General features: G+C 64.3%; 16 protein-coding genes and 1 pseudogene. 16 read left to right on the top strand and 1 reads right to left on the bottom strand.

The features are described 5' to 3' along the window. Positions 1 to 102: 102 nt before the first annotated feature. The 3 genes from K675_RS0107405 to K675_RS0107395 are packed head-to-tail and all read left to right on the top strand — an operon-like array spanning position 103 to position 2,568. Positions 103 to 1,128: an aminoglycoside phosphotransferase family protein gene (locus K675_RS0107405; RefSeq protein WP_026145007.1), complete on the top strand. Its 1,026-nt coding sequence runs from the start codon at positions 103 to 105 to the stop codon at positions 1,126 to 1,128. Continuing rightward, entirely contained in the window at positions 1,125 to 1,799 is a 675-nt protein-coding gene (murU, locus tag K675_RS0107400; RefSeq protein WP_026145006.1) for an N-acetylmuramate alpha-1-phosphate uridylyltransferase MurU, read from the top strand. The genes K675_RS0107405 and murU overlap by 4 nt, the downstream gene beginning before the upstream one ends. A gap of 1 nt (position 1,800) precedes the next feature. Beyond that, positions 1,801 to 2,568: a TerB family tellurite resistance protein gene (locus tag K675_RS0107395; protein ID WP_017902876.1), complete on the top strand. Its 768-nt coding sequence runs from the start codon at positions 1,801 to 1,803 to the stop codon at positions 2,566 to 2,568. A gap of 12 nt (positions 2,569 to 2,580) precedes the next feature. On the opposite strand, the gene K675_RS0107390 is transcribed toward K675_RS0107395, so the two are convergent. Continuing rightward, a complete protein-coding gene (locus K675_RS0107390) occupies positions 2,581 to 3,573 on the bottom strand; it encodes an alpha/beta hydrolase family protein (protein WP_017902875.1) in 993 nt (330 codons plus the stop codon). Between the two features lie 64 nt (positions 3,574 to 3,637). On the opposite strand from K675_RS0107390, the gene K675_RS0107385 reads away from it, so the two are divergent. The 13 genes and pseudogenes from K675_RS0107385 to K675_RS30475 form a co-directional block, all read left to right on the top strand. Then, positions 3,638 to 6,052 carry a PAS domain-containing sensor histidine kinase gene (locus tag K675_RS0107385; RefSeq protein ID WP_080635319.1) on the top strand — a complete coding sequence of 805 codons (2,415 nt, stop codon included), beginning with the start codon at positions 3,638 to 3,640 and terminating at the stop codon, positions 6,050 to 6,052. A gap of 26 nt (positions 6,053 to 6,078) precedes the next feature. Next, positions 6,079 to 6,708: a response regulator gene (locus K675_RS0107380; protein WP_017902873.1), complete on the top strand. Its 630-nt coding sequence runs from the start codon at positions 6,079 to 6,081 to the stop codon at positions 6,706 to 6,708. Positions 6,709 to 6,953: 245 nt separating this feature from the next. Continuing rightward, positions 6,954 to 8,078 (top strand): ABC transporter ATP-binding protein, encoded by a 1,125-nt coding sequence (locus K675_RS0107375; RefSeq protein ID WP_017902872.1) that lies wholly within the window; start codon positions 6,954 to 6,956, stop codon positions 8,076 to 8,078. Positions 8,079 to 8,148: 70 nt separating this feature from the next. Beyond that, a complete protein-coding gene (locus K675_RS0107370; protein ID WP_017902871.1) occupies positions 8,149 to 9,192 on the top strand; it encodes an ABC transporter substrate-binding protein in 1,044 nt (347 codons plus the stop codon). A 211-nt stretch (positions 9,193 to 9,403) separates the two neighbouring features. After that, positions 9,404 to 10,651: an ABC transporter permease gene (locus tag K675_RS0107365; protein WP_017902870.1), complete on the top strand. Its 1,248-nt coding sequence runs from the start codon at positions 9,404 to 9,406 to the stop codon at positions 10,649 to 10,651. A 13-nt stretch (positions 10,652 to 10,664) separates the two neighbouring features. Next, positions 10,665 to 11,489, top strand: coding sequence for an ABC transporter permease (locus K675_RS0107360; RefSeq protein ID WP_017902869.1), 825 nt, complete (start codon positions 10,665 to 10,667; stop codon positions 11,487 to 11,489). Between the two features lie 301 nt (positions 11,490 to 11,790). After that, a complete protein-coding gene (gene rpe, locus K675_RS0107355; protein ID WP_017902868.1) occupies positions 11,791 to 12,465 on the top strand; it encodes a ribulose-phosphate 3-epimerase in 675 nt (224 codons plus the stop codon). Then, positions 12,462 to 13,280 carry a phosphoglycolate phosphatase gene (locus tag K675_RS0107350; RefSeq protein WP_017902867.1) on the top strand — a complete coding sequence of 273 codons (819 nt, stop codon included), beginning with the start codon at positions 12,462 to 12,464 and terminating at the stop codon, positions 13,278 to 13,280. The genes rpe and K675_RS0107350 overlap by 4 nt, the downstream gene beginning before the upstream one ends. Before the next feature lie 71 nt (positions 13,281 to 13,351). Beyond that, complete coding sequence (trpE, locus tag K675_RS0107345; RefSeq protein WP_017902866.1) at positions 13,352 to 14,839, top strand: anthranilate synthase component I; 1,488 nt, start codon at positions 13,352 to 13,354, stop codon at positions 14,837 to 14,839. Between the two features lie 13 nt (positions 14,840 to 14,852). Further along, complete coding sequence (locus K675_RS0107340; protein WP_017902865.1) at positions 14,853 to 15,446, top strand: aminodeoxychorismate/anthranilate synthase component II; 594 nt, start codon at positions 14,853 to 14,855, stop codon at positions 15,444 to 15,446. A 9-nt stretch (positions 15,447 to 15,455) separates the two neighbouring features. After that, positions 15,456 to 16,505, top strand: a complete 1,050-nt coding sequence (gene trpD, locus K675_RS0107335) for an anthranilate phosphoribosyltransferase (protein WP_017902864.1) — start codon at positions 15,456 to 15,458, stop codon at positions 16,503 to 16,505. After that, positions 16,502 to 17,341, top strand: coding sequence for an indole-3-glycerol phosphate synthase TrpC (gene trpC, locus K675_RS0107330; RefSeq protein WP_017902863.1), 840 nt, complete (start codon positions 16,502 to 16,504; stop codon positions 17,339 to 17,341). The genes trpD and trpC overlap by 4 nt, the downstream gene beginning before the upstream one ends. 66 nt (positions 17,342 to 17,407) lie before the next feature. Next, positions 17,408 to 17,563: pseudogene (locus K675_RS30475) on the top strand (lipoate--protein ligase family protein); the annotation flags it as partial.

The following is a 17,563-nucleotide window of genomic DNA, read 5'->3' as shown; positions in this document are numbered from 1 at the left end:
CTGCCCGCGGTAAGGGCCGCACGCCTATCGATGGTCTGAAAAAGATGCTGGATAATAAAGCATGACCCGCTTGACGGCTAGCGCCGTCGGAGACCCTTAGCAATGCCCGACCAAGATCTACGTTTGCAACACCTGAAAGTTTGGCTGGATGAGCAACTGGCAGCCCTGTTCCTGGCCAAGGGCTGGGGTGGCGTCCCGGAGGCCACATTGACCGCGGCCAGCAGCGACGCGAGTTTCCGCCGGTATTTCCGCTGGCGGGGCGAGGGTCGCAGCTTCATCGTGATGGATGCGCCGCCGCCTCGGGAAAACTGCAAGCCTTTCGTGGATATCGCCCATCTGCTGGCGAAGTCCGGTATCAACGTGCCGGAAATTCATGCGCAGGACCTGGAAAACGGCTTTCTTCTGCTCAACGATCTGGGCAACCAGACCTATCTGGATGCGATCGACGGCGAAAACGCCGATGCCCTGTTCGACGATGCCATCGATGCTTTGCTGGCTTTCCAGCAGTTGCCGATGGATGCCGACCTGCCGAGCTATGACGTCGCCCTGCTGCGTCGCGAGCTGGAGCTGTTCCCCGAGTGGTATGTGGGGCGTGAGCTGGGCACCGTCTTCAGTCCACGGCAAGCGGAGCTGTGGCAACGGGTCAGCACGCTGCTGATCGACAGTGCCCTGGCACAGCCGAAGGTGCTGGTGCACCGCGACTACATGCCGCGCAACCTGATGCTGAGCGAGCCCAATCCCGGGGTGCTGGACTTTCAGGATGCGGTCTACGGTCCGGTGACCTACGACATCACCTGCCTGTTCAAGGATGCGTTCCTCAGTTGGCCCGAGGCTCGGGTTGCCGACTGGCTGCGGGGCTACTGGGAGCGTGCTCGCCAGCAAGGCATCCCGGTCCAGGCGGATTTCGAGGTGTTCCGCCGGGCCAGCGACCTGATGGGGGTGCAGCGCCACCTGAAGGTGATCGGTATCTTTGCCCGTATCTGCCACCGCGATGGCAAGCCGCGCTACCTGGCGGACGTGCCGCGCTTCTTCGCTTATATCGACGCGGTGCTGGCACGCCGGCCGGAGCTGGCCGAGTTGGGTGAACTGCTCGACAGTCTGCGTCTGCCGGTCGGTGCGACGCTATGAGGGCGATGATTCTGGCCGCAGGCAAGGGCGAGCGCATGCGTCCGTTGACCCTGCATACGCCCAAGCCGCTGATCCGGGCCAAGGGCGTTCCGCTGATCGACTATCACCTGCGGGCGCTGGCGGCGGCCGGCTTCGGCGAGGTCGTCATCAACCATGCCTGGCTCGGCCAGCAGATCGAGGATTATCTCGGCGACGGTTCGCGTTATGGCCTGAATATCGCCTATTCGCCGGAAGGCGAGCCGCTGGAGACCGGTGGCGGGATTTTCCGCGCGCTGCCGTTGCTGGGCGACGAGCCCTTTCTGGTGGTCAATGGCGATATCTGGACCGATTATGATTTTGCGGCGTTGCGCCGCCCGTTGGAGGGCCTGGCCCACCTGGTGATGGTCGACAACCCGCCGCATCATCCGTCAGGTGGAGACTTTGCGCTGCTCGACGGTCGCCTGTTCAACGACCGGGCGGATCTGCCCAGGCTGACCTTCAGCGGCATCTCGGTGCTGCACCCGCAACTGTTTTCCGGCTGCAGCGCGGGAGCGTTCAAGCTGGCGCCGTTGTTGCGCGAGGCCATGGCCCGCGGGCAGGTGAGTGGCGAGCGCCTTGAGGGGCACTGGGTTGATGTCGGCACCGTGGAGCGCCTGGCACAAGTCGAGCAATTGCTGGAAGAGAGACGCTGATATGTTGTGGCCAGGGACTCTGATTGGGGCCGGGGCGGGCTTTGCCATCGCCAGCATTCCGGGGGCCATGTTGGGCGCGTTGTTGGGGCAGGCGCTGGATCGACGCCTGCAGTTGCACAGTTGGGCGCACCTGCGCGAGCGCCTGGGCGGCAAACCGGCGCTGCGCAACGACGAGTTGCTGTTCGTCCTGCTCGGGCGGCTGGCCAAGAGTGATGGGCGGGTGGTCGACGGGCATATCCAGCAGGCGCGTCAGGAGATGCGTCAGTTGGACATGGGCGAGCCGGCCCAGCGCCGGGCGATTGCCGCGTTCAACCGGGGCAAGTCGGGGGCGGATCATCTGCGTGGTTACCTGCGCCACCTCAAGGCCCAGCCCCATGCCGCCGAGGGTGTGCTGCGCGCCTGCTGGCGAATGGTCTGGGCCGACGGCCGGGCCGGGCGGGAGGAGCGCGAGCTGATTCTGCTCTGGGGCAAGTGGCTGGGCTGGACGACGCAGCAGGTCCAGGCCCTGGCCAGTGACTACGAGCCCAGCCGCAAGCCGCTGATGAGCAGTGCCGGCAGCTACCAGGATGCCTTGCGGGTGCTCGGGGTGACGCCTACCAGCGAACCGGTGCAGATCAAGCGGGCGTATCGCCGCCTGCTCAGTCGCCACCACCCGGACAAGGTGGCCGGGACCGGCGCGACCCCGGCCCAGGTGCAGGAAGCCACCGAGAAAACCCGGGAGCTGCATCAGGCCTACGCGCTGATCCGCGAGCGCCGGGATTTTCGCTGACGTCCAGGCGGGTTACTGGCTTTCCTGATCCTGCGGGTTCAGGTAGCCACGTACCCGGCGGACCAACTGCTCCTGGCCCGGGTTGCCCGGTATCGCCTTCAGGCTCACCTGGGTGTAGCTGGAGGTCTTCTGGCGTTTGCTGGCCTGCAGGCGCAGCAGGGCGGTTTTGCGATCCAGCGCCTTGTCCTGGTAGAAGAAATCGGCGGTCGGCACTTTCAGGTCGGGTGTCAGTTGCGCCAGATCGGTCTTGGCGCTGGCTGGTGTCTGCGCGGCCACCAGTACCAGCTTCTGCACTTGCGGCGAGGCTTTCTCGATCAGATAGCGGGTTGCCCAGTAGGCACCGGTTCCATGCCCCAGCAATACGATGCTGCGGGCATTCTGCTGTTGGGCGTAGGCAATGGCGGCGTCGAAACGGGCAAAGATCCGTTCGGCATCCCCCTTGAGCGGGTCTTCGGCGGTGGCCGCGGGGGCCAGGTCGGGGGTGTCGGCTTCGGCGCTGGCCGCCTGTTCGATCGGCTTGCTGGTGGTGCTGGCGTCCTTGCTGTTGCTCGCTGCCGGCTCGGCGGGCTTTGGTGCTTCGACTACCCGCGGCAGGGAGGCGTCGCTTTGCAGGTCCGGGAGTGTCAGACTCAGGCTGCTCCACCGGGCGTCAGGCAATTTGTTGCGCAAGGGCGCGATGGCTTGAGGCCAGTCAGCGGTTTCGCCGGCACCGGGAATTATGATCACCGCACCGTTGGGGGTTGGCGTGTTGGCCAGCTTCCACAAGGCGAGGAAGGTGTCGCCGGCCGCCTGCAACTGTTGCTGTTCCTGCTGCGGTAGCTGCCGCTCCAGGGCGGTGGCGTCTTCCTGGCTGCGCTCGGGCAACGACTGGCGTTCGGCCGCCTTCTCGGCCGGCGCGTCTTTCGCCGGTGCGGGGGCCGGGTCTGCCGCCAGGACCGGCGTGGCAAGCGGTAGGATCATCGACAGGCACAGCGCAGGCAGTGCCGAGCGGTAGACAGGGGGCATCGGATTTTCCAGGCCAGAGGTAATCCTGGCAGCCTAATGGGTTGGTCAGTATTTGTCAGTGTGGATGAGTCGAATCATGCGTTTTTGCTGTCTTTGGGTTATCGGCTGGCTGTGTCTTCCCTTGATGGCCTGGGCAGCGCCGGCACCTGCCGGAAACGGTCTGTCCCTGTCCGCCGAGCAGCACCGCTGGCTCGACGGGCACCGCCAGTTGCGGGTCGGGCTGGTGTTGCAGGCACCCTATGCGCAGTACGACCGGCGGCTGCAGCGCCTGTCGGGGGCCAATGTCGAGCTGATGCAGTGGCTGGCCAAGGCAATGAATGTCGAGCTGACCTGGCGTAACTTTCCCGACCAGGCCCAGTTGGAAAAGGCCCTGGAAGAGGACGAGGTCGATCTCGCCCCGGGGTTGACCCAGACGCCGGCCGGCCTGCGCCTCTGGCTGTTTTCCGACCCGTACATGCGGGTGCCGCAGTTGGTGGTCGGCGAGCGTAACGGTGCCGGGGCGGTGGAACTGGAAAAGCTCGACAGCCAGACCCGGGTCGCCGTGCGCATGCCCAGTGCGATTGCCGATTACCTGCGCAGTACCTACAGCAATCTCAACCTGCAGGGCGTCCCGGCGGAGCGCCAGGCCCTGCAACTGCTGCTGAGCCAGCAGGCCCGCTATGCCGTGGTCGATGAGGCGCAACTCAGTCGCCTGTCCGGCGAGGAGGAGTTCGCCGGGCTGGCGGTGGTCGGCGATATCGGCCTGCCGCAGCTGTTGCGGGTGGCCAGTCGACGCGACTGGCCGGAACTGGCGGGCATCGTCGAGAAGGCGTTGCATGCGATACCGGCTCGGGATCTTGATCAGCTCCATCTGCGCTGGTTGCAGCCCAAATACCCGCGCCTGTCGGCATCGCCGGGCTTCTGGCAGAACCTGTGCCTGTTGCTGGCGGTGATGTTTCTGGCGGGCCTGGCCATCGTGTTCTGGTTGCGCCGCCAGCAACGCAGTCTTGAGCAGGCCCTGCTCGCCGCCCGCGAAGACCTGGCCCGGCGCGAGGCCAGCGAGGAGGCCCTGCGCCTGACCCAGTTCTCCATCGACCAGAGCACCGTGGGTATTCTCTGGGTCAACTGGGACAGCCACGTGCGTTATGCCAACCGGGCGGCCGAGGAGATGCTCGGCTATCCCCCCGGCGCGTTGTTCGACCGGCCGCTGATCGACTTCGAGCCGAACCTGCACATGGATCGCTGGCTGAACCTGTGGAAGCGCGCCCGGGCCAGTGACGAGGCGCCGCAGAGCTTCGAGACCCAATGCCTGCGTGCCGATGGCAGCATCCTGCCGGCCGATGTTTCCCTGAGCTTCCTGCGTTTTCGCGACGGCGAGTACCTGGTGGTCTATCTCAACGACGTCACCGAGCGCCGTCGTGCCCTGGCCGCGTTGCAGGAGAGCGAGGCGCGGCTCAAGGGGATCGCGGCCAATGTCCCGGGCCTGGTGTTTCGCCTGGAGCGGGTGCCGCAGACCGGCGAACTGTATTTCCCGTATATCAGTGAAGGCAGCGAAAGCCTGGTGGGCCATGCGCCGGCCATCCTGCGTCGGCAGGAGGTTGGCCTGCGCAGTGTGGTCCATCCGGACGACCGTGCCGACTATCATCGGGTCCAGGACCTGGCGATCGATTCCGGCAGCGACTGGTCCTGGCAGGGCCGTATCCTGACCCGCGAAGGCCGGCAGCGCTGGGCCGAGATCAAGGCCATCACCCGCCGCCTGGCGGATGGCACCATGGTCTGGGACGGGATCGTCTGGGATATCAGCGAGAGCAAGCGCATCGAGTTGGAACTGGCCAGCTCCCGCGAGCAATTGCGCGAGCTGTCGGCGCACCTGGAGAGTGTCCGGGAGGAGGAGAAGGCCCGCATCGCCCGGGAGGTCCACGATGAGCTGGGGCAGATGCTGACGGTGCTCAAGCTGGAAACCTCCATGTGCGAACTGGCCTATGCCGAGCTGGACCCCGGGCTCAACGAGCGCCTGAACAGCATGAAAAAGCTGATCGCGCAGTTGTTCCAGCTGGTCCGCGATGTCGCGACCGCCTTGCGTCCGCCGATTCTCGATGCCGGCATCGCCTCGGCGATCGAGTGGCAGGCGCGGCGCTTCGAGGCCCGCACGCAGATCCCGTGTCTGGTGCAGGTCCCGGAAAACCTGCCGGCACTCAGCGATGCCAAGGCCACCGGGTTGTTCCGGATTCTCCAGGAGGCGCTGACCAATGTCATGCGCCACGCCCGGGCGCATACTGTGGAACTGACGCTGACGATCGACGGGCAGGACCTGTGCCTGACCATCAGCGACGATGGCGTGGGGTTCGCCGCGTCCAGCGGCCGGCCGACCTCGTTCGGCCTGGTCGGCATGCGTGAGCGGGTGCTGATGCTGGGCGGCAGCCTGTCGCTGGAAAGCGGCGTTGGCGAGGGCACGACCCTGAGTGTTCGTGTACCGTTGGATCCGCCGCAGGCCACATGAGCCTTTTGACCGAGCAGGAGTAGAACGTGATCCGCGTACTGGTAGCCGAAGACCACACCATCGTCCGCGAGGGCATCAAGCAGTTGATCGGCCTGGCCAGGGACCTGCAGGTGGTGGGGGAGGCGAGCAATGGCGAGCAACTGATGGAGGCCTTGCGGCACACGCCCTGCGAGGTGGTGTTGCTGGATATCTCGATGCCCGGTGTCAACGGCCTGGAAGCCATTCCGCGGATCCGCGCGTTGAGCGAGCCGCCGGCCATTCTCGTGCTGTCGATGCACGACGAGGCGCAGATGGCCGCTCGGGCCCTCAAGATCGGCGCTGCCGGTTATGCGACCAAGGACAGCGATCCATCCCTGCTGCTGACCGCCATTCGCAAGGTGGCGGCGGGCGGGCGCTACATCGACCCGGAGCTGGCCGACCGGATGGTCTTCGAGGTCGGCCTGACCGACTCGCGGCCACTGCACGCGCTGCTCTCGGAACGCGAATTCTCGGTATTCGAGCGCCTGGCCCAGGGGGCCAACGTGAACGATATCGCCCAGCAACTGGCGCTGAGCAGCAAGACCATCAGCACCCACAAGGCCAGGCTGATGCAGAAGCTCAATGTCACCTCCCTGGCCGAGCTGGTGAAGTACGCCATGGAACACAAGTTGCTCTGACGCGGGCCCGACGGAAAAGCGCCGGCATATCCATTAGCGACAGCGGCAGGCGGTTGGTTGACGCTGTTATGCGGGCGGTCATGGCAAAGTGCTTCTCGGCTTATCCAATTGCGTCATCCTTGTAGGGCGATCCCTACAGCAACTCTTCCAGACTGCTGAGGACAATCTCTCACACCCCCCGATTTGCGCTGTGTGCAGCCTTCACTAGGCTTAGACCACGGCAGTCAAAACAAAAAGGTGTGGGTATGAGCGAGGTTGATTCAAGCGCTGGGGGCAAGGACATCCTGGTCAGCTTTCGTGGTGTGCAGAAGAGCTACGATGGCGAGAACCTGATCGTCAAGGACCTCAACCTGGACATTCGCAAGGGCGAATTCCTTACCTTGCTCGGGCCTTCCGGTTCCGGCAAGACCACCAGCCTGATGATGCTGGCCGGCTTCGAAACCCCGACCGCCGGCGAGATCCAACTGGCCGGACGCTCCATCAACAACGTACCGCCGCACAAGCGCGACATCGGCATGGTGTTCCAGAACTATGCGCTGTTCCCGCACATGACCGTGGCCGAGAACCTGGCATTCCCGCTGACCGTGCGCGGTCTGAGCAAGACCGACATCAGCGAGCGGGTCAAGCGTGTGCTGGGCATGGTTCAGCTCGACAAGTTCGCCCAGCGCTACCCGGCGCAACTGTCCGGTGGCCAGCAGCAGCGGGTGGCTCTGGCCCGGGCGCTGGTGTTCGAACCGCAGCTGGTGCTGATGGACGAGCCGCTGGGCGCGCTGGACAAGCAACTGCGTGAACACATGCAGATGGAGATCAAGCACCTGCACCAACGCCTCGGCGTGACCGTGGTCTACGTGACCCACGACCAGGGCGAAGCCCTGACCATGTCCGACCGGGTGGCGGTGTTCCACCAGGGCGAGATCCAGCAGATCGCGCCACCCCGTACGCTTTATGAAGAGCCGCGCAACACCTTCGTCGCCAACTTCATCGGTGAGAACAACCGCCTCAGCGGGCGTCTGCACAGCCACGACGGTGAGCGCTGCGTGGTTGAGCTGAGCCGTGGCGAGAAGGTCGAGGCCCTGGCGGTGAATGTCGGCAAGGCCGGCGAGCCGGTGACCCTGTCGATCCGCCCCGAGCGCATCAGCCTCAACGGTTCCAGTGAGTCCTGCGTCAACCGTTTCTCCGGGCGCGTGGCGGAATTCATCTACCTGGGCGACCACGTTCGCGTGCGCCTGGAAGTCTGCGGCAAGACCGACTTCTTCGTGAAACAGCCCATCGCCGAGCTGGACCCGGCGCTGGCGGTCGGCGATGTCGTACCCCTTGGCTGGCAGGTCGAGCACGTTCGCGCGCTGGACCCCGTGCTTGACGCCAGCTGAAGCGCTGTACCCCAAGAGGCGAATTCATCGCCCCCTGCTTCACCAACCTGCACTCGTGGAGAGAAGAATAATGCTCAAATCCCTGAAATTCAGTGCCCTCGCAGTAGGGCTGATGTGCGCGGCAAATGCCATGGCGGCGACCGACCTGACCGTGGTGTCCTTTGGTGGCGCGAACAAGGCGGCCCAGGTCAAGGCGTTCTATGCCCCTTGGGAGGCGCAGGCGGGCAACGGCAAGATCGTCGCCGGCGAGTACAACGGCGAGATGGCCAAGGTCAAGGCCATGGTCGACACCAAGAGCGTGTCCTGGGACCTGGTGGAGGTCGAGTCGCCGGAGCTGTCCCGCGGTTGTGACGAAGACATGTTCGAGCAACTGGACCCGGCGCTGTTCGGCAAGACCGAAGACTACGTCAAGGGGGCCATCCAACCGTGCGGCGTAGGTTTCTTCGTCTGGTCGACCGTGCTGGCCTACAACGCCGACAAGCTCGCCTCCGCGCCAACCAGTTGGGCCGATTTCTGGGACACCAAGAAATTCCCGGGCAAGCGCGGCCTGCGCAAGGGTGCCAAGTACACTCTGGAATTCGCCCTGATGGCTGACGGCGTTGCGCCGAAAGACGTCTACAAGGTGTTGGCCGGCAAGGACGGCCAGGATCGCGCATTCAAGAAGCTCGATGAACTCAAGCCCTACATCCAGTGGTGGGAAGCCGGCGCCCAGCCGCCGCAGTACCTCGCTTCGGGCGACGTGGTGATGAGCTCGGCCTACAACGGCCGGATCGCCGCGGTGCAGAAGGAAAGCAATCTGAAGGTGGTATGGAACGGCGGCATCTACGACTTCGATGCCTGGGCCATTCCGAAGGGCCTGGACAAGGCGCGTGCCGATGTGGCGAAGAAGTTCATCGCCTTCTCGGTGATGCCGCAGCAGCAGAAGACCTACTCGGAAAATATCGCCTACGGCCCGGCCAACACCCAGGCGGTACCGCTGCTGGCCAAGGACATCCTCAAGGATATGCCGACCACGCCGGAAAACATCGCCAACCAGGTGCAGATCGACGTCAGCTTCTGGGCTGACAACGGCGAGCAACTGGAGCAGCGCTTCAACGCCTGGGCGGCCAAGTAACCCCCGACTCGTCCTCTTGCAGGCGTGAGCGGGGTGGCGAGGGGGCTTGCCCCCGTTGGGTCGCGAAGCGGCCCTGAAACCGGTGCCTGTGGTGTATCAGGTACACCGCATTGCATGGTTTTACGGCTGCTGTGCAGCCGAACGGGGGCAAGCCCCCTCGCACCGATGTGTCGCTGCATTCTCGATTGATCAAAGATTTCCGGAGTTCGTCATGGCCATCACCGTTCCTCTGAACGAGGGGACCAGTCCCACCCTGAAGCAGCGCCTGGCGCGCGCCGAGCGGGTCAACCGCTGGAAGGCCCAGGCCCTGATCGCGCCGCTGGTGCTGTTCCTGCTGCTGGTGTTCCTGGTGCCTATCGTCGCGCTGCTCTACAAGAGCGTCGGCAACCCCGAGGTGGTCAGTGCCCTGCCACGTACCGTGGCGGCCGTGTCGGCCTGGGATGGCAAAGGCTTGCCTGGCGAGGCGGCTTACAAGGCCCTCGGTGAAGAACTGGGGGAGGCCCGCAAGAACCAGAACCTGGGCGACCTGTCCAAGCGCCTGAACATGGAACTGGCCGGCTACCGCAGCCTGCTGACCAAGACCGCCCGCTCGCTGCCGTTCAAGACCGAACCGGCCTCTTACAAGGAAGCCCTGGAAGCCCTCGATGAACGTTGGGGCGATCCGGCGTACTGGCAGGCGATCCGGCGCAATACCAGTAGTGTCACCCCCTATTACCTGCTGGCGGCCGTCGATCACCGCATCGACGACCTTGGCGAACTGGCCCCGGCCACCCCCGACCAGGCCATCTACCTCGATATCTTTGCCCGCACGTTCTGGATGGGCCTGGTGATCACCGCGATCTGCCTGGTCCTGGCTTACCCGCTGGCCTACCTGCTGGCGAACCTGCCGGCGCGCAAGAGCAACCTGTTGATGATCCTGGTGCTGCTGCCGTTCTGGACCTCGATCCTGGTACGGGTCGCGGCGTGGATCGTGTTGTTGCAGTCGGGCGGCCTGATCAACAGCGCCCTGATGGCCATGGGGGTGATCGACAAGCCGCTGGAACTGGTGTTCAACCGCACCGGGGTCTACATCTCGATGGTGCACATCCTGCTGCCGTTCATGATCCTGCCGATCTACAGCGTGATGAAGGGCATCTCGCCGACCTACATGCGCGCGGCGATTTCCCTGGGTTGCCACCCGTTCGCCAGCTTCTGGCGGGTGTACTTCCCGCAGACCTATGCCGGTGTCGGCGCCGGTTGCCTGCTGGTGTTCATCCTGGCTATCGGCTACTACATCACCCCCGCGCTGCTGGGCAGCCCGAACGATCAGATGGTCAGTTATTTCGTCGCCTTCTACACCAACACCAGCATCAACTGGGGCATGGCGACGGCGCTGGGCGGCCTGCTGCTGCTGGCGACCGTGGTGCTGTACCTGATCTACAGCCGGCTGGTGGGCGCAAGCCGCCTGAGCCTGGGTTAAGGAGAGAATCGAAATGCTCAGCCCCTACATGTCGCCCGTCGAGCGGGTGTGGTTCTACAGCTTGCGCATCCTGTGCGGGTTGATCCTGTTGTTCCTGGTCCTGCCGGTGCTGGTGATCGTGCCGCTGTCGTTCAATGCCGGCAGCTTCCTGGTCTATCCGCTGCAAGGCTTCTCGCTGCACTGGTACCAGGATTTCTTCGCCTCCGCCGAGTGGATGCGCGCCCTGAAGAACAGCATCATCGTCGCCCCGGCGGCGACGGCGCTGGCGATGGTGTTCGGTACCCTGGCGGCCATCGGCCTGACCCGCGGCAACTTTCCCGGCAAGCCGCTGGTGATGGCCCTGGTGATTTCGCCGATGGTGGTGCCGGTGGTGATCATCGGTGTGGCCAGCTACCTGTTCTTTGCGCCGTTGGGGCTGGGTAACAGCTTTTCGTCGTTGATCGTGGTGCATGCGGTACTGGGCGTGCCCTTCGTGATCATCACCGTCTCGGCGACCCTGCAGGGGTTCAACCACAACCTGGTGCGTGCCGCGGCCAGCCTGGGGGCCTCGCCCCTGACGACGTTCCGCCGGGTGACCCTGCCGCTGATCGCGCCGGGAGTGATTTCCGGGGCGCTGTTCGCCTTTGCCACCTCGTTCGACGAAGTGGTGGTGACGCTGTTCCTCGCCGGCCCGGAGCAGGCGACATTGCCACGGCAGATGTTCAGCGGCATCCGTGAAAACCTCAGCCCGACCATCGCCGCCGCCGCGACCTTGCTGATCGCCTTCTCGGTGATCCTGCTGCTGACCCTGGAATGGCTGCGTGGGCGTAGCGAGAAGCTGCGTACCACCCAGGCCTGAAGGCGGCTATTCGCGGGCAAGCGGCCTTCCGAGCCAGGCGCGGTCAATGTGGGAGCCGGCCGGGCGGCGCTCCGCTTGCTGGCGATAGCGGCCGCGCGGACGCCATTGATGTATCGGATGGCCGCCTTCGGCGGATCGCCAGCAAGCCGGCTCCCACAGGGGCCTGTAGTATTGCGGAAGCGACCAAAGTCGTAGGCGTAAGCCTGCTGGATGTGCGGCCAATTATCGCGGTCACGGTGCGCGGGGCGAAACATGAGGTATACAATGCGCGCCACCGTGATTCCGCTCAAAAAGGTGCGTCATGCAGCCCTTCGCAATTGCTCCGTCGATTCTTTCCGCCGATTTCGCCCGCCTGGGTGAGGAAGTGGACAACGTTCTTGCCGCCGGCGCCGACATCGTGCACTTCGATGTCATGGACAACCACTACGTCCCCAACCTGACCATCGGCCCGATGGTCTGCGCGGCGTTGCGCAAGTACGGTATTACCGCGCCGATCGACGCGCACCTGATGGTCAGTCCGGTGGATCGCATCATCGGCGACTTCATCGAGGCCGGTGCGACCTATATCACCTTCCATCCCGAAGCCACCCTGCACGTCGACCGCTCCCTGCAACTGATCCGCGATGGCGGCTGCAAGGCCGGCCTGGTGTTCAACCCGGCCACGCCGCTGGATGTGCTCAAGTATGTGATGGACAAGGTCGACATGGTCCTGCTGATGAGCGTCAACCCCGGTTTTGGCGGGCAGAAATTCATTCCCGGTACCCTCGACAAGCTGCGTGAGGCGCGCGCGCTGATCGATGCCTCCGGTCGGGATATCCGCCTGGAAATCGACGGTGGGGTGAACGTGAACAACATTCGCGAAATCGCCGCCGCCGGGGCCGACACCTTCGTCGCCGGTTCGGCGATCTTCAACGCTCCGGACTACCGCGACGTCATCGAGAAGATGCGCGCCGAGCTGGCGCTGGCTCGATCATGAGCGCCTTCGAGCAGCTCTTTGCGGGGCGGCTGCCCAAGCTGGTGATGTTCGATCTGGATGGTACGCTGGTCGACTCGGTGCCGGACCTGGCTGCCGCGGTCGACAAGATGCTGCTCGCTCTGGGACGGCCCGCTGCCGGTCTGGGGGCGGTGCGCGAATGGGTCGGCAATGGCGCCCCGGTGCTGGTACGCCGGGCGCTGGCTGGCGGCCTCGATCACTCGGCGGTGAGCGAAAGCGACGCCGAGCAGGCTCTGGAGCTGTTCATGGAAGCCTATGACGGCGGCCATGACCGGACCACGGTCTACCCCGGTGTACGGGAAACCCTGGGCTGGATGCAGAAGCAGGGCGTGGAAATGGCCCTGATCACCAACAAGCCCGAACGTTTCGTCGCGCCCCTGCTCGACGAGATGAAGCTGGGGCGGTTCTTTCGCTGGATCATCGGAGGCGACACGCTGCCGCAGCGCAAACCCGATCCGGCCGCGCTGTTCCATGTCATGAAAATGGCCGGTATCCCGGCTTCGCAGAGCCTGTTCGTAGGCGATTCGCGCAGCGATGTGCAGGCCGCCCGTGCCGCCGGAGTCGCCTGCGTGGCCCTCAGCTATGGCTACAACCATGGCCGGCCGATCGCCGAGGAGCAGCCGGCGCTGGTCATCGACGACCTGCGCGCGCTGATTCCCGGTTGCCTGGAGGGCGGCGCTGAGCTAATGTCGGCGGACTGTACTCAATCCCCTCCTGGAAACGCCATCGTGGTGGTCACTCGCAAACTCTGGATGAAAGTCATCAAGGCCCTGGCCCGTTGGCGTTGGCGCGCCTGACATTTATCTGGCCGCTCCGCGCGGCGCGTTTGCATACCTGACCGTTTGAACCTCAAGCCACGAGGCACATGATGACCCGCGAAGAATTCCTGCGTTTGGCCGCTGCCGGCTACAACCGCATTCCGCTTGCCTGCGAAACCCTGGCCGACTTCGATACCCCGCTGTCGATCTACCTGAAACTGGCCGACCAACCCAACTCCTACCTGCTCGAATCGGTGCAGGGCGGCGAGAAGTGGGGTCGCTACTCGATCATCGGCCTGCCCTGCCGTACCGTGTTGCGGGTGCATGAGCACCAGATCCGGGTCAGCCACGACGGCGTCGAGATCGAAGCTTGCGAGGCCGAAGATCCGCTGACCTTCGTCGAGGAATTCAAGGCGCGCTACAACGTCCCGACCATCCCTGGCCTGCCGCGCTTCAACGGTGGCCTGGTGGGCTACTTCGGCTATGACTGTGTGCGCTATGTGGAGAAACGCCTGGGCAAGTGCCCGAACCCGGATCCGTTGGGCGTACCGGACATCCTGCTGATGGTTTCCGATGCGGTGGTGGTATTCGACAACCTGGCCGGCAAGATGCACGCCATCGTCCTTGCCGACCCGGCCCAGGACAACGCCTACGAGTTGGGCCAGGCGCGCCTGCAACAGTTGCTCGAGCAACTGCGCCAGCCGATCACCCCGCGGCGCGGGCTGGAGCTGGATCGCCCGCCGGCGGCCGATCCGCTGTTCCGCTCCAGTTTCACCCAGGGTGACTACGAGCGGGCGGTCGATACCATCAAGGAATACATCCTGGCCGGTGACTGCATGCAGGTGGTGCCATCGCAGCGCATGTCCATCGACTTCAAGGCCGCGCCGATCGATCTGTACCGGGCGCTGCGCTGTTTCAACCCGACGCCGTACATGTACTTCTTCAACTTCGGTGACTTCCACGTGGTCGGCAGTTCGCCGGAGGTGCTGGTGCGGGTCGAGGACAACCTGATCACCGTGCGGCCGATTGCCGGTACCCGCCCGCGCGGTGCCACCGAGGAGGCCGACCGGGCGCTGGAAGAGGATCTGCTGTCGGATGACAAGGAGATCGCCGAGCACCTGATGCTGATCGATCTGGGCCGCAATGATACCGGCCGGGTTTCCGAGATCGGTTCGGTGAAGCTCACCGAGAAGATGGTGATCGAGCGCTACTCCAACGTGATGCACATCGTTTCCAACGTCACCGGCCAGCTCAAGAACGGCCTGACCTCCATGGACGCGCTGCGGGCGATCCTGCCGGCGGGCACGTTGTCCGGCGCGCCGAAGATCCGCGCCATGGAAATCATCGACGAGCTGGAACCGGTCAAGCGCGGCGTCTATGGCGGCGCGGTCGGCTACTACGCCTGGAACGGCAACATGGACACCGCGATTGCCATTCGAACCGCGGTGATCAAGGACGGCGAGCTGCATGTGCAGGCCGGTGGCGGCATTGTCGCCGACTCGGTGCCGGCGCTGGAATGGGAAGAAACGCTGAACAAGCGTCGCGCGATGTTCCGTGCGGTCGCCCTTGCTGAACAAACCCCCGCGTCCGACGCCTGAGGAACCCTTTGTCATGTTGCTGATGATCGATAACTACGACTCGTTTACCTACAACGTCGTGCAATACCTCGGTGAGCTGGGCGCGGACGTCAAGGTCGTGCGTAACGACGAACTGACCGTGGCCGAAATCGAAGCCCTCGAGCCCGAGCGCATCGTGGTGTCGCCCGGCCCCTGCACGCCGACCGAGGCGGGCATTTCCCTGGAGGCGATCCGGCACTTCGCCGGCAAGCTGCCGATTCTCGGTGTGTGCCTTGGTCACCAGTCCATCGGCCAGGCCTTTGGCGGCGACGTGGTGCGTGCCCGCCAGGTGATGCATGGCAAGACCAGCCCGCTGTACCACGAAGGCAAGGGGGTATTCGAAGGCTTGAACCTGCCGTTGACCGTCACCCGCTACCACTCGCTGATCGTCAAGCGCGAAACCCTGCCCGATTGCCTGGAACCGACCGCCTGGACCCGGCTGGAAGACGGTTCGGTCGACGAGATCATGGGCCTGCGCCACAAGACATTGAACATCGAAGGGGTGCAGTTCCATCCCGAGTCGATTCTCTCCGAGCAGGGTCACCAGTTGTTCGCCAACTTCCTCAAACAGACCGGCGGCGTGCGCTAAGGAGTTTTCATGGATATCAAGACAGCCCTCAGCCGTATCGTCGGGCACCTGGATCTGAGCACCGAAGAAATGCGCGATGTCATGCGTGAGATCATGACCGGGCAGTGCACCGAGGCGCAGATCGGCGCCTTCATGATGGCCATGCGCATGAAGAGTGAAAGCATCGACGAAATCGTCGGTGCGGTGTCTTTGATGCGCGAGCTGGCGGACAAGGTCGAACTGCAGAGCCTTGACGGCGTGGTCGACGTGGTTGGCACCGGTGGCGACGGCGCCAATATCTTCAACGTGTCCACCGCGTCGGCTTTCGTCGTCGCGGCGGCTGGCGGTACCGTTGCCAAGCATGGCAACCGGGCGGTCTCGGGCAAGAGCGGCAGTGCCGACCTGCTGGAGGCGGCCGGTGTCTACCTGAACCTGACGCCGGTCCAGGTCGCCCGCTGCATCGACAATGTCGGCATCGGCTTCATGTTCGCCCAGACCCACCACCGCGCAATGAAGTACGCCGCCGGTCCGCGTCGCGACCTCGGCCTGCGCACGCTGTTCAACATGCTTGGCCCGCTTACGAATCCGGCCGGCGTGAAGCACCAGGTGGTGGGCGTGTTCACCCAGGCACTTTGCCGGCCGCTGGCGGAAGTCCTGCATCGCCTGGGCAGCAAGCATGTGCTGGTGGTGCATTCCCAGGATGGCCTGGACGAATTCAGCCTGGCGGCAGCGACCTACGTCGCTGAACTGAAAAATGGTGCAATAACCGAATATTGGGTTCAGCCCGAAGACTTGGGTATAAAGAGCCAGAGTCTGTATGGCCTTGTGGTGGAGAGCCCGGCGGCTTCGCTGGAACTGATCCGCGATGCCTTGGGGCGCCGCAAGACCGAGAACGGCCAGAAGGCCGCGGAAATGATCGTGCTCAATGCCGGTGCCGCGCTGTATGCCGCCGACATCGCCAGCAGCCTCAAGGAAGGCGTCGCCCTGGCCCATGATGCGCTGCACACCGGGCTGGCCCGGGAAAAACTCGAGGAGCTGGGCGCGTTCACCGCAGTATTCAAGCAGGAGAATGAAGCATGAGTGTGCCAACCGTTCTGGAGAAGATCCTCGCCCGCAAGGCCGAGGAGGTTGCCGAGCGCAGTGCGCGCCTGAGCCTGGCCGAGCTGGAAAACCTGGCTCGCGCCGCCGATGCTCCTCGCGGTTTTGCCCAGGCCCTGCTCGACCAGGCCAAGCGCAAGCAGCCTGCGGTCATTGCCGAAATCAAGAAGGCATCGCCGAGCAAGGGCGTGATTCGCGAGCACTTCATCCCGGCGGAAATCGCCAGCAGCTACGAGAAGGGCGGCGCCACTTGCCTGTCGGTGCTGACCGACGTCGATTATTTCCAGGGGGCGGACCTGTACCTGCAGCAGGCCCGCGCGGCCTGCACGTTGCCGGTGATCCGCAAGGACTTCATGGTCGATCCGTACCAGATCGTCGAGGCCCGGGCCATGGGCGCCGACTGCATCCTGCTGATCGTCGCCGCGCTGGAAGACGGGCAGATGGCCGAGCTGGCCTCGGTGGCCAAGGGGGTCGGGCTCGATGTGCTGGTGGAGTCCCATGACGCTGCCGAACTGGAGCGGGCGCTGAAGCACCTGGATACTCCGCTGATCGGTATCAACAACCGCAACCTGCACACCTTCGACGTCAGCCTGGAAACCACTCTCGATCTGTTGCCGATGGTGCCACGCGATCGCCTGGTGATCACCGAGAGCGGTATCCTCAACCGGGCCGATGTCGAGTTGATGGAAATCAGCCAGGTGTACTCGTTCCTGGTCGGCGAAGCGTTCATGCGTGCGCAGAACCCCGGCGACGAGCTGCAGCGGCTGTTCTTTCCCGAGCGCGGGACGCCGGTGATCACCGGTTCCACCCTCGATTGACTCCCGTTGTTCGAACAAGCCGGCATTGCCGGCTTTTTCATGGCCTGACTAAACGGACCTTTTGTCATGACCCTGCCTGTAGCCCTTACCGTCGAAGTCGGCCTGCGCGCCGAACAGGATCTGTTGGCCGAAGTCTGTGCCGGCGAGCGGGATTGGGGGTTGTTACTCTGGCAGCCCAGTGATCGGGCCCTGGTCATGCCGCGACGGTTGAACCGCTTGCCC

This window comes from Pseudomonas fuscovaginae SE-1 (assembly GCF_000364705.1).
Lineage (GTDB): Bacteria > Pseudomonadota > Gammaproteobacteria > Pseudomonadales > Pseudomonadaceae > Aquipseudomonas > Aquipseudomonas fuscovaginae_A.
This window is presented reverse-complemented; position numbering and strand designations above follow the sequence as displayed.